This window comes from Pseudoalteromonas sp. T1lg22 (assembly GCF_002964645.1).
Classification (GTDB): Bacteria; Pseudomonadota; Gammaproteobacteria; order Enterobacterales; family Alteromonadaceae; genus Pseudoalteromonas.
On record NZ_PQBY01000006.1, the window covers coordinates 413,719 to 426,817 of the forward strand.

The 13,099-nt window shown below is 49.4% G+C and carries 10 protein-coding genes and 1 pseudogene; 4 read left to right on the forward strand and 7 right to left on the reverse strand.

Annotated features, from left to right (window positions below; genetic code table 11):
- Positions 1 to 113: 113 nt before the first annotated feature.
- Together coaBC and slmA are read left to right on the forward strand one after the other, a co-directional pair.
- The gene (coaBC, locus tag C2M24_RS04150) at positions 114 to 1,301 is read left to right on the forward strand and encodes a bifunctional phosphopantothenoylcysteine decarboxylase/phosphopantothenate--cysteine ligase CoaBC (RefSeq protein WP_442792500.1); all 1,188 of its coding nucleotides are present in this window, start codon (positions 114 to 116) and stop codon (positions 1,299 to 1,301) included.
- A gap of 95 nt (positions 1,302 to 1,396) precedes the next feature.
- Entirely contained in the window at positions 1,397 to 1,984 is a 588-nt protein-coding gene (gene slmA / locus C2M24_RS04155; protein WP_105213396.1) for a nucleoid occlusion factor SlmA, read from the forward strand.
- An 82-nt stretch (positions 1,985 to 2,066) separates the two neighbouring features.
- On the opposite strand, the gene zapE is transcribed toward slmA, so the two are convergent.
- Positions 2,067 to 3,200 (reverse strand): cell division protein ZapE, encoded by a 1,134-nt coding sequence (gene zapE, locus C2M24_RS04160; protein WP_233999493.1) that lies wholly within the window; start codon positions 3,198 to 3,200, stop codon positions 2,067 to 2,069.
- Between the two features lie 54 nt (positions 3,201 to 3,254).
- Between zapE and rsuA the strand changes: the two genes are divergently transcribed.
- Together rsuA and C2M24_RS04170 are read left to right on the forward strand one after the other, a co-directional pair.
- A complete protein-coding gene (gene rsuA, locus C2M24_RS04165; RefSeq protein WP_105213397.1) occupies positions 3,255 to 3,953 on the forward strand; it encodes a 16S rRNA pseudouridine(516) synthase RsuA in 699 nt (232 codons plus the stop codon).
- 88 nt (positions 3,954 to 4,041) lie between these two features.
- Positions 4,042 to 5,406, forward strand: coding sequence for an MBL fold metallo-hydrolase RNA specificity domain-containing protein (locus C2M24_RS04170; protein WP_105213398.1), 1,365 nt, complete (start codon positions 4,042 to 4,044; stop codon positions 5,404 to 5,406).
- A gap of 168 nt (positions 5,407 to 5,574) precedes the next feature.
- Here the strand turns inward: C2M24_RS04170 and galE are convergent, their stop codons facing one another.
- From galE to C2M24_RS04200, 6 genes and pseudogenes are all read right to left on the reverse strand, one after another.
- The gene (galE, locus tag C2M24_RS04175) at positions 5,575 to 6,588 is read right to left on the reverse strand and encodes a UDP-glucose 4-epimerase GalE (RefSeq protein WP_105213399.1); all 1,014 of its coding nucleotides are present in this window, start codon (positions 6,586 to 6,588) and stop codon (positions 5,575 to 5,577) included.
- Positions 6,589 to 6,606: 18 nt separating this feature from the next.
- On the reverse strand, positions 6,607 to 7,608 hold the full coding sequence (locus C2M24_RS04180) for an NAD-dependent epimerase (protein WP_105213400.1): 1,002 nt from the start codon (positions 7,606 to 7,608) through the stop codon (positions 6,607 to 6,609).
- An 11-nt stretch (positions 7,609 to 7,619) separates the two neighbouring features.
- Positions 7,620 to 8,786: a nucleotide sugar dehydrogenase gene (locus C2M24_RS04185; protein WP_105213401.1), complete on the reverse strand. Its 1,167-nt coding sequence runs from the start codon at positions 8,784 to 8,786 to the stop codon at positions 7,620 to 7,622.
- 152 nt (positions 8,787 to 8,938) lie between these two features.
- Entirely contained in the window at positions 8,939 to 9,814 is an 876-nt protein-coding gene (galU, locus tag C2M24_RS04190; RefSeq protein ID WP_105213402.1) for a UTP--glucose-1-phosphate uridylyltransferase GalU, read from the reverse strand.
- 78 nt (positions 9,815 to 9,892) lie between these two features.
- The gene (locus C2M24_RS04195) at positions 9,893 to 11,830 is read right to left on the reverse strand and encodes a polysaccharide biosynthesis protein (RefSeq protein ID WP_105213403.1); all 1,938 of its coding nucleotides are present in this window, start codon (positions 11,828 to 11,830) and stop codon (positions 9,893 to 9,895) included.
- Positions 11,831 to 11,919: 89 nt separating this feature from the next.
- Positions 11,920 to 13,094: pseudogene (locus C2M24_RS04200) on the reverse strand (DegT/DnrJ/EryC1/StrS family aminotransferase).
- Between the last annotated feature and the right edge of the window lie 5 nt (positions 13,095 to 13,099).

Consider the following 13,099-nt stretch of genomic DNA (forward strand, 5'->3'; position numbering starts at 1 on the left):
ACTCCTTGCTTTGCTAATTGCTAAACTATAGTGCAAGGGGCCGACATCTGGTATCTTTTACCCCAGTTTGGGGCGTTATACCCGTTTAAATATCAACTGAATTATTGTTCGCTATGCAAAACAAAAAAGTGGTCCTTGGGATCAGCGGCGGCATTGCCGCCTACAAATGTGCCGAGTTAACACGTCGCCTTAAAGAGCGCGGTTGTGAGGTTAAAGTGGTGATGACCGACAGTGCCAAACACTTTATCACGCCACTGACCATGCAGGCGGTGTCCGGTGAAATGGTGTCGGACTCCCTGCTCGACCCTCAAGCCGAAGCGGCCATGGGCCATATCGAATTTGCCAAATGGGCGGATCTGATTTTAGTTGCCCCAGCAACGGCGAACATCATTGCCAAAATGGCTGCCGGCATTGCCGATGATCTTCTCACCACCTTATTGCTGGCCACGGATGCCGACGTTGCCATCGCTCCAGCGATGAATCAACAAATGTATGCCCACCCGGCCACCAAAGCGAATTTAACCACCTTGGCTCAACGCGGTGTCGCCATTTGGGGCCCGGGCAGCGGCGAGCAGGCCTGTGGCGATGTGGGTGCCGGACGTATGCTGGAGCCAATGGAATTGGTAGAGCTTATCTGCACACCCGCCCACGAGCCGGTGTTGGCGGGCAAAACCGTCACCATCACCGCCGGACCAACCCGCGAGGCGCTCGATCCGGTGCGCTATATTACCAATCACAGCTCGGGGAAAATGGGCTATGCCCTGGCCGAAGCGGCACTGGCTCTGGGCGCTAAGGTGAATTTGATCTCCGGCCCGGTGAGCCTGACGCCACCGGCGCAATGCCAGGTGTATGGTGTTCAAAGCGCACTGGAAATGCACCAACAAGCATTGGCCTTGGCGCCGCAGTCGGATATTTTTATTGGCTGTGCCGCGGTTGCAGATTATCGCGCCGCCGATATCGCCGAACAAAAAATGAAGAAACAAGGGGAGGAGCTGACCCTGACTTTGGTGAAAAACCCGGACATTATTGCCGACGTGGCCGCCTTAACAAAGCAGCGTCCGTTTACCGTAGGTTTTGCCGCCGAAACTCAGGATGTTGCTACTTATGCCAAGGGCAAATTGCGCAATAAAAACCTGGATATGATCTGTGCCAACGACGTGGCGAAACAGGGACAAGGCTTTAACAGCGACAGCAATGCTCTGACCTTGTTTAGCGCCGACAGCGAACTAAGCCTGCCATTAACCGACAAGCATAAGTTAGCGCTCACTGTCATGGAAAATATTGCTGCAAAGTTGATTTAAAGCATGCAAAAGACTGGAAAGGGATTTCAGAAAGCATTAAGATGGCGTTCATAATAAAGGTCAAAGACCACTAAAGAGCTTTAAAAAGGAACGCCATGGCTGCCACACGCCGCACTAATCGCAAAGAGCAGATTCTCCAATCACTAGCGCAAATGTTAGAGACTAGCCCGGGTCAACGTATTACCACCGCCAAGCTGGCAGCTGAGGTGGGGGTATCGGAAGCGGCGCTGTATCGTCACTTTCCAAGCAAGGCACGTATGTTCGAAGGCTTAATCGAGTTTATCGAAGACACCCTGCTCTCACGCATCAACATCATTTTAGAAAACGAAAAAGAAACGCAAAGCCGCGTGTATAACATGCTGATGCTGGTGTTGGCTTTTGCCGAGAAGAATCCGGGCATCACCCGCATCCTGACCGGCGACGCCCTGCAAGGGGAAAATGAGCGTCTGCGCGAGCGCATCCAAAGCCTGTTTGAAAAGCTGGAAACCCAGTTTAAGCAAGTTCTACGTGAACGTAAGCTGCGCGAAGGTAAGGCTTTTGCCAGCGACGAAGCCACATTAGCCAACCTGTTCCTTGCCTATGTGGAAGGCAAGATGAACCAGTTTGTGCGCTCTAACTTTACCGCCAAGCCCAGTTCTCAGTTTGAGAAGCAGTGGCAAGAGCTGCAAAAGATCTGGTTGTAGCTCCTCCCCTCGCACCTTATAGGTCGGTGCTTTGCGCCGACATATCAAAAAATGGTGCATCTTTGTCGGGGTGAACCCCGACCTACAGGGGTAATGGCCAGCGCTGCATCTCGATCAAACGCGACTGGGTACGGGCAAATTCAAACGCCAAACGCTCACCCTGGTATAAATGCGTCAGCCCTCCTTGAGCGGCAATGACAATCAACTTACCCGTGTCGTAGAACTCGTCCACCAGCGCGATAAACCTTCTTGCCTCATCGTCAAACAGAGCATGGCTGATCTGCTCCCGCTCACGAATGTAGCCCTCTTCAATGCCTTGAGCGGTAAAGTGTTGTACTTTTTCCACGCCCATCAAGGGTACCTTATCCACGTAGAGCACATCGAAACGCCGGGCGAGAAACATATAATCGGCACTGGAGCGCCCCAACCCACATAGCTCAAGGAAATCGATACAGGCGGCGCGCTCACCGAGGGCTTGAAAACGCACGGCCCTATGGTGGATAAATAAGGCCTGGCTGTGGGCAGCTTGTTTTTGCTCCTTGCTAAAACGCTGCAACAGGCGCTCCGGCTGATACTCGATAAAATGCCGAAAGCCGTTAAACCCGTGCAGACGATAATCTTGCTCGCCGCTGACATCACAGACCTGACAATGCGCTTCAATTAAGGCAATTGTCGGCTCAAAACGGGCGCGCTGCAGGCCATTGCGGTATAACTCACGGGGCTGGCAGTTACTGGTTGCCACCAGTACCACGCCTTCGGCAAACAGGGCTTCGAACAGGCGTGCCATGATCATGGCATCACCGATATCGCTGACAAAGAATTCATCAAAGCAGAGCAAGCGTGTCTGCGACGCATAGTCATTGGCAAGTTGTCGCATGGGATTTTTAGTCCCTTGCAATGCCCGCAAGCGCTCATGCACCCAGGCCATAAAGTGATGAAAGTGTAGGCGCTGTTTATTTGCTATCGCTATCTGCTCATAAAATAAGTCCATCAGCATGGACTTGCCCCGCCCTACCGGACCATGTAAATAAAGCCCGTGAATAAGGCGTTTGCGCTGCCAGAAAAAGCGAGGGGATGCTTGGTCTACCTCCAGTTCCGCAGCCAGCTTTGCCAACGCCTTGATCGCACGCAACTGCACGGGATCGGCGAGGATCTCTTTATTGCCAATAAGCTGGCTGTATTGGTCGAGGATTTTACTCAAGGTGGCTGTTTTCACTATGCGGCATGGGCTATACTCGCGCCATTGTAACCAAGTTTAAGCCCGTCCCCAATGAAGTTCCCCTGCCGATTAGACAAGTTTATTAGCAACCTGGCGGAAATTCCGCGCACTCACGCCAAAGCCGCCATTAAGAAAAAGCGTGTCACCGTCAACGGAGAAGTCACAAGGCAGCTTGATCAAGCAGTGACTGAACAAGATGAAATTATGCTCGATGGTGAGATTCTCACCTATCAAGGGATACGCTACTTTATGCTCAATAAGCCGGAAGGTTATGTGTGCGCCAATAGCGATGAGCTTCACGCCACTGTGTTTGAACTGCTCGATGAGCCCAACCTGAGCGAGTTACACATTGCCGGACGCTTGGACATAGACACCACGGGTCTGGTGTTGATCAGCAATGATGGTCAATGGAGCCACCAGATCACCAGCCCGAAAAAGCAAAAATTCAAAACCTATCTGGTCGAGCTGGCTGAGCCGCTTTCAGAGCAAGCGGTTAGCGAGCTAGAGCAAGGCGTACAGCTCCATGGTGAGCGCGACCTCACCCTGCCGGCCAAGGTGGAAGTGTTGGCGCCATACCAAATTCGCCTGCATATAGTCGAAGGCAAATACCATCAGGTTAAGCGCATGCTGGCCGCGGTTGGTAACAAGGTGGTGACCTTGCACCGCGAAGCCATTGCCGGCATAGAGCTTGACCCTAATCTGGCGCCGGGTGAGTATCGCCTCCTGAGCGAAGAGGAAATCGCACTCTAGCGCTAAGTGTTCGATAGATAAGCCCATTGCACTGGTGTGCGGTTCACCTATAGTAATAGGTATGTACCGATTAAGCCTATGAGTAGCAATGGAAATCATTCACCACGGAGCGGTAAATGGCGTGACCGGCTCTTGCCACCAGTTGAAGGTGAGCGAGAGCGAGTCCTTATTGGTCGACTGCGGCCTGTTTCAAGGGCTTGAAGCGCGCCAGGATCTCGGCATCGAATTTGATATCAGTACGGTGCGGGCACTCCTAGTAACCCACTGCCATATCGACCATGTGGGTCGTATCCCCTATATACTTGCCGCCGGTTTTAGCGGCCCGATTTACGCCTCCGAAGCCACCGCAGCCCTGCTTCCCCTCGTCATAGAAGATGCTCTCAAACTTGGCGTCACCGAAGATGAGCAACTGGTTGCCACCTGCCTGCGCCTTATTCACCAGCAACTGGTACCCATCCCCTTTAAACAGTGGCAGATGCTGGACCAATTTAAGACCCCAGTTCGCTTTCGCCTGCAACGGGCCGGACATATTCTCGGCTCCGCCTATATCGAAATCGACGTAGGCCAAGGAAAGCAGGCACAACGAGTGGTGTTTTCCGGAGACTTAGGCGCGCCTCACACGCCCTTGCTGCCAGCACCTAAACCACCCTATAAGGCCGACACCCTGGTGATTGAGTCTACCTATGGCGATACCCTGCATCAGGGGCGGAAAAACCGCAGTAAACGACTTAAGGAAGTGATTGAAAAGGCGGTACGCGATAACGGCGTGGTGCTTATTCCCGCCTTTAGCATAGGCCGAACTCAGGAGCTGCTGTATGAGCTGGAGCAGATCATCCACAGCGCTCCAAGACGCTCTTTTTGGCGGGATATTGAGGTGATAATCGACTCCCCAATGGCCGCCAATTTCACCAGCGAATATAGACACTTTAAATCGCTCTGGGATAAAGAAGCCAAGGCACGTGTGGCCAAGGGCCGCCATCCTCTTAACTTTGAACACCTGTATACCCTGGATAGTCATCAGGAGCATGTGCAAACCCTGAATTATCTTAAGCAGAGGCAAAAACCGGCAATTGTGATTGCCGCCAGTGGCATGTGCAGCGGCGGGCGCATAGTGAATTATCTGGAAGCCTTTTTAGAGGACCCCCGTACCGATGTGATCTTTGTCGGCTATCAGGGCCAGGGAACTCCCGGACGTGATATTCAAAAATACGGCCCGCGCGGTGGTTATGTGGTGTTAAATAAGCAAAGGATCGATATTAAAGCACAGATACATACCATTAGCGGTTACAGCGCCCATGCGGATCAGGCCAATTTAGTGCGATTTGTTAGCGGCATGACGAAGAAGCCCGAGCATATCAAAATAGTGCATGGCGATACAGAGGCAAAGCAAGCGCTGGCGGATAAACTAAAAGAAAGCCTCAAAGGCGAAGTGAAGATAGAAATCGCGACCTAAGGCGTTGTAGGTCGGCCTTTAGGCCGACAAATATGCACATAATTAGTTTTGTCGGCGCATAGCACCAACCTACAAAGGGGGCGCAAATGCACGTTGTAGGTCGGCCTTTAGGCCGACAAATATGCACATAGTTAGCTTTGTCGGCGCAGAGCACCGACCTACAGGTTATTACTCATAACCATTGGGGTTTTGGCTTTGCCAGCGCCAAGCATCCTGCATCATTTGCATTAAGCCGCGCTCTGCCTGCCATCCCAGCTCATTCAAAGCTTTTTGCGCACTGGCATAACAGGTGGCGATATCGCCATCGCGACGCGGGGCGATTTGATAGGGTACGGGTTTATCCGCCGCCTGCTCAAAGGCCTGCACCATTTCCAATACCGAGTAACCGTTGCCGGTTCCCAGGTTATAAATATGCACACCGCTGTGTTCAGCAAGCCAGTCCAGGGCTTTAAGGTGACCCAAGGCCAGGTCGACAACATGAATGTAATCGCGCACTCCAGTGCCGTCTTTGGTTGGGTAATCATCCCCAAATACCGCCAGTTTCTCCAGCTTACCTACGGCTACCTGAGAGATATAAGGCAAGAGGTTATTGGGAATGCCGTTAGGGTCTTCACCTATTTGCCCACTGTGGTGGGCGCCAACCGGGTTAAAGTAGCGCAAGATAGCAAAACGCCAACGAGGGTCGGACTTGGCTACATCTTCTAGAATCTGCTCCACCATCAATTTAGAGGTGCCGTAAGGGTTGGTGGTACCGCCTACCGGAGCGTTTTCATCTATGGGTAAGGTTTGCGGGTCGCCATAAACCGTGGCGGATGAGCTAAATACCAAAGAGAACACTCCGGCATCACGCATCGCTTCAATCAGGGTAAGCGACCCTTGAACATTATTTTGATAATACATCACCGGCTTGCTCACCGACTCGCCCACAGCCTTAAGGCCGGCAAAATGTACCACGGCGGTGATATGATGATCGCTAAACACCTTATCCAAGGCCGCTTTATCGCGAATATCGCCCTGAACAAAGGTCACCGCCTTACCAGTAAGCGCCTCGACGCGAAGCAGCGACTCCTGCGAGCTGTTGCTCAGGTTATCAAAGACCACCACTTCGCTGCCCTGTTCGAGCAGCTCAAGTACCGTGTGTGAGCCGATATAGCCAGCTCCTCCGGTGACCAAGATAGCCATACCTTTCCCTGCTTTAAATTAGGCGTAAAAGCCTTTGTACCATTTAACCAACTGCTTCACCCCGGAGGTAACATCGACCTCTGGACGATAACCGGTCGCAGAAAAAAGGTCTTCGGTATCGGCATAGGTTTTATACACATCGCCCGGCTGCATTTCGCGGAAGTTTTTCACCGCTTCGATACCCAGCTCGTCTTCAATGGCCTTTATAAAGTCCATCAAATTAATCGGGCTACCGTGGCCGATATTGTAAACCTTGTAAGGAGCAGAGCTAGTGGCCGGTGAGCCAGACTCAACCTTCCATTCTAGGTTCGGCTCGGGCACCACATCGGCAATACGCACCACACCTTCGACAATATCGTCGATATAGGTGAAGTCGCGCCACATATCACCGTGGTTATTCACATCTATGGTTTCGCCGTTGAGGATTTTCTTGGTAAAAATATAAGGCGCCATATCCGGGCGACCCCAGGGGCCATACACGGTAAAGAAGCGCAGCCCGGTAGTTGGCAACGCATATAAATGAGAATAGCTATGAGCCATGACTTCGTTGGACTTTTTGGTGGCCGCATAGAGTGAAACCGGGTGGTCAACGGAATCACTGGTAGAAAAAGGCGTGGTTTCATTTAAACCATAGACAGAGCTGGATGACGCATATACTAAGTGCCCAATCCGGTTATGACGGCAAGCTTCCAAGATATTGAGGTGGCCAACCAGGTTACTCTCGGCATAGGCATGCGGATTATCAATGGAATAACGCACACCGGCCTGTGCCGCCAAATGAATAACGCGGTCAAACTTTTCCTGCTCGAACAGTTGCGCCAGCGCCTGCTGCTGAACAAGATCCAACTCAACAAAGTTAAAACGTTCGTGCTTTATGTGCTCAAGGCGCGCCGTTTTTAAGGCAACATCATAATAATCATTAAGGTTATCTATACCAACAACCTCATGGCCCTGTGCCAATAGCTTGTCACTTACCGCGGCGCCGATAAAACCCGCGGCGCCCGTTACTAAATACTTCATAGCTACCCTTATTAATCACTGCCAAATAAGTCGCGAGTGTACACCTTATCCGCGACATCACTCAATTCATCGGTCATACGATTGGAGATTATGACATCAGAGCACTGCTTGAGTTCCTCAAGCGAGGTGGTGACCTTAGAATGGAAAAAGGTGTCCGACTCGAGTGTAGGCTCATATATCAGCACTTCGATACCCTTGGCTTTAATACGCTTCATTACGCCTTGAATCGCCGATGCCCTGAAATTATCCGATCCGGCCTTCATTACCAGGCGATACACACCCACAACCTTAGGTGCGCGTTTAATGATTGAATCGGCGATAAAATCCTTACGGGTAGTGTTGGCATCTACTATGGCGCGGATCATGTTATTCGGCACATCTTTATAGTTGGCCAATAGCTGCTTGGTATCTTTTGGCAAGCAGTAACCGCCGTAGCCAAACGAAGGATTATTATAATGACTGCCGATACGCGGGTCTAAACCCACCCCTTCAATAACCTGACGGGCATCCAAACCATGAGACTCAGCATAGCTGTCCAGCTCATTAAAATAGGCCACACGCATGGCAAGGTAAGTGTTGGAGAATAGCTTTATGGCTTCCGCTTCGGTGGAATTTGTCAGTAATACATCCACATCGGGCTTTTCTGCACCTTGCTGTAAAAGAGCCGCAAACTTAGCTGCACGCTCGCTTTGCTCACCAACAATAATACGCGATGGATATAGGTTGTCGTGTAGCGCCTTGCCCTCACGCAGAAACTCAGGCGAAAAGAGAATATTATCGACGCCAAACCTTTCCTTGATACTTTTAGTGTAACCCACGGGCACGGTTGATTTGATAACAATCAGCGCGGCCGGGTTAATGTGCAGCACATCTTCAATCACCTTTTCCACGGTTTGAGTGTTAAAGTAATTGGTCTCTGGGTCATAGTCGGTGGGCGTGGCTATCACTACGAACTCAGCCCCCTGCAGTGCCATTTCTTTATCCGTGGTGGCAACCAGGTTAAGCGGTTTATTTTGCAAAAAGTGGCTTATTTCGTTATCGACTATGGGGGATTCTTGCTTATTCAGCAGGTCAACTTTTTTACTGTCGATATCCAGGGCAACCACTTCATTGTGTTGCGCCAAAAGTACTGCATTAGACAGACCGACGTAGCCGGTACCAACTATAGTAATTTTCATAACAATCTTCTGCGAAAACTAGGTTCAAAAATAATTTCGTATTAGGTAAACACTATCGTATAGATATGAATGTTAGATTAAGTTCTGCGAAGGGAAGCTTATGAGGTATAAGCTATCTAAGCCGGCTGTAAGCTTAGCCTACAGCCCATGCCTTAGAGGCTTTTTAGATGCGCGGTAAACGCATCACCTAAATCTGGGTGCTGCTGTGCGTAACGTACAAACGCCTTGAGATAACCCAGCTTATCGCCGCAATCATGAGATATACCGCTCATGCGAAACGCCTCAACCGGCTCTTGCTCGATCAGCATATCGATGGCGTCGGTAAGTTGAATCTCTCCACCCGCACCTATGGGCGTTTTCTTCAATAGCGGCCAGATATTATGAGATAGCACATAGCGACCTACCACGGCCAGGTTTGAAGGTGCTTCTTCCACCTTAGGCTTTTCCACCATGTGTTTAATTACAGCGCTTTCACCTGGTTCAATTTGCGCACCATTAATATCAGCAATACCGTATTTGCTTACGTCCTGCGTAGCTACCGCCTCAAGCATGATTTGGCTGGTCTGAGTGTCTTTAAAGCGCTTGATCATGGCGGCCAGGTTTTCACTGCGTTGATCGGCGCTAAATTCATCGAGGATTACATCCGGCAAAATCACCGCAAAGGGGTTATCGCCGACAATTGGTCTGGCACACATAATGGCATGGCCCAAACCTTTTGCTTCACCCTGACGCACATGCATAACAGTCACATCTTCTGGGCAAATAGAGCGCACCTCATCAAGCAACTGGCGCTTCACCCGCTTCTCTAGGGTTGCCTCAAGCTCGAAGCTGGTATCAAAATGGTTTTCAATGGCATTTTTAGAAGAGTGAGTTACCAGCACTATCTCTTTAATGCCCGCCCGTACACACTCGCTCACTATATATTGAATCAGTGGCTTATCAACGAGGGGAAGCATTTCTTTAGGAATGGCTTTGGTCGCCGGCAACATGCGTGTACCAAGACCGGCTACAGGGATAACAGCTTTCATATGATTTTTACGTAAGTATTTGAGCAACCTTGATAGCTAGCATACAAACTCGCTACCAAGATTACTATGACAAGTTTATTAACGTTTAATTTTAACGATATCCGCCATCGGCGATTGCTGTTTTTGTCGCTCTAACCAAACGAGATCGCAAATGCCGTCTGTGGGGGTAAAGGCGGTAGGCGCTTTTAATAACGTTTCTCGGATTTGTTTGTGATCAAAGTTATGGCAAGCCTCGTCTAAGCGCTTAATAATGACTTCTAACTCGCTCCAATCCAGCATAACTTCTTGTGCCGTCATGATGCGCTCATGAGTAGTGCCTTCAACGTTATCACCAATCAACAGCTCCTCGTAAAGCTTTTCACCCGGGCGCAAACCGGTACAGATAACTTCAATATCACCTTCTGGGTTAGAATCCGAGCGCACCGTCAGGCCGGATAAACGGATCATCTTGGTAGCAAGATCCTTAATTTTAACGGGCTCTCCCATATCCAACACAAACACATCGCCACCACAGCCCATGGCACCGGCTTGAATCACCAACTGTGCAGCTTCCGGAATGGTCATAAAATAGCGAGTGATATCGGGATGCGTCAGGGTGACTGGACCGCCTTGCTTAATCTGCTTGCGAAACAGCGGCACAACGGAGCCTGAAGAACCTAATACATTACCAAAACGAACCATGCAAAAACGAGTGTCAGACTGCTTTTTAGCTAGTGCCTGCAGTACCAACTCAGCCATACGTTTACTGGTACCCATCACATTGGTTGGTCGTACAGCCTTGTCCGTAGAGATAAGCACAAAGGTTTCCACACCACACTTGATTGCCGCTTGGGCACAATAAAGAGTACCAAAGACGTTATTACGTACACCTTCAACAACATTGTGCTCAACTAAGGGCACATGCTTGTATGCCGCAGCGTGATACACGGTTTGTACACCAAAGCTTTCCATAACCGCCTCTACACGGTTTTGCCTTTGCACCGAGCCCATAATAGGCAGCAATTCTAAAAGAAGATCATTCTCTTCAATATATTGGCGCAGCTCTCTTTCAATTGCATAAAGGCCGAATTCCGAAAGCTCGAATAAGATTAACTTACTAGGCTTGTTGCGGACAATTTGTCGGCACAACTCTGAACCGATAGAGCCGCCAGCGCCGGTTACCATGACCACCTTTTCGGTAATGTCCGCCTGCATTAACATGGGCTTCGGAGCAACTGGGTCACGACCAAGTAAATCCTCCACCGCCACATCCTGAACTTGCTCCAAAATAGTGCTTCCAGAAACCAGATCAGCCATCCCTGGAATAGACTGAACCTCAACGGCCAAGGGCTCAAGCTGATTTAAAATACGCTTACGCACCGAAATAGGAGAACTGGGTAAGGCCAGCAATACCTTTTCTATATGTTCATTACTAAGCAGGGTTTGTAATTGCGCGGGAGGAAAAACAGGGTAACCCTGAATAAGAGTTTCTTGTTTGTGAGAGTCATCATCAAGAAAGCCCACGACACGATATTCTGGACCATGGGTCAACGCGGTTGCCAACTGACGCCCGGCTGAGCCGGCACCATAAATAAGTACTGGAGTTTTACGATAGCCATTAAAACGACCTACAAGCGCCCTAACCACAACGCGACTTCCGCCAACCAGTAATAAGGCAAAGGTACCGTAAATAACGGGTACAGTACGAGGAAGGCTAACCCCAGTGAAGAAAGCTAAAGCGACTAAGGCGATACAGGACAACAACACGCCGCCAATAATGGCCCCAAGCGCCTGCACCGACATATAACGCAATACAGCCCTATAAAGACCAAGCTTAACAAAGGCAAAAATGCTGATAGGCGCTAGAAGTGCTAATACCCCCCACAATCCCCCTTCTGAGATAGGGCTCAAAGTATCTAAACGTATTAGAATTGATGCCCAAAAAGCGACAGCAATAAAAACAGCGTCAATCGTAAGAGTAACAAGCCGCTTCTGCGGACGAGGCAAGGAAAAAATGTAATTTAAAAATTTGCTCACTGATTGGCCTTTGTTTATTCCTTTATAAAGCGCTTATATTGTATCAGTAATCGGGGCCACAATTATTTAAAATTGTAACCCCGATTAATTTAGGCCTGTGCTTGTTCAAGAGTTGTCATTATCGCTTTAGTCGTTAATTCCATTTCGTCCTCTGTTAAGGTTGGGTGAACTAAAAACATTAACGAGGTTTCGCCAAGCAACTGAGCTTTAGTTAAGCGCTTTTCTGGACGCCAAGGCGTGTTATCAAAAGCTTTCTCCATGTAAACCTCTGAACAACTTCCCTGCATACAGGGAACACCTTGCTTCGCAATATCTTCGAAATCCGATCTCGCGACCAATCAGCTTTTAGGTGTTCAGGTTCAACAAACAAATAGTGTTTATACTCGGCATGTTCACTATATTCGGGCACTACTACTGTTCGCACACAACTAAATTGCTTTGCTACCTGATCGATCATGGCACCGTATTGCTGGCGCTTAGCTGTCCATTCAGGCATGCGCTTCAGCTGAATTCGCCCTATTACTGCCTGCATTTCTGTCATGCGCCAGTTGGTACCAAAGCTCTCGTGCAGCCATCTAAAACCTGGAGGATGTTCACGATTGTAAATAGCATCAAAGCTCTTACCGTGATCCTTGTAGCTCCACATCTTTTGCCACAACTCTTCACTGTTGCTAGTAACCATACCGCCTTCACCGCCCGTGGTCATAATCTTGTCCTGACAAAAACTCCAGGCTCCAATATGACCAATGCTGCCAACCGATTTGCCTTTATACTTAGCACCATGAGCCTGAGCACAGTCTTCTATCACATAGAAGCCATGCTTCTCACTCAAAGCCATAATTTCATCCATTTCTGCTGGCATACCAGCCAAATGAACAACGATGACCGCTTTAGTGCTAGGAGTTAGGACTTTTTCTATCGATTCGGCAGTAATTGCTTGGCTGTTCAAATCAACATCAGCAAATACAGGATCTGCCCCTGCTGTGACAATACTCGATGCAGAAGCCAAGAAAGTACGCGGAGTAGTGATCACTTGATCACCTGTTCCAATTCCTAGTGCTTTCAGTGCAACGTCTAATGCAAGGGTTCCATTAGCAAGTGCAACTGCATACTCAGCGCCACACCAAGCAGCAAACTCATTCTCAAATTCACGACACTGGGTTCCAGTCCAATAATTAACTTTATTAGAGAGTAGTACTTTACTAACGGCATCAGCTTCTTCTTGAGTGAAGCTCGGCCAAGGAGAAAAAGAGGTATTTAACATAGTTT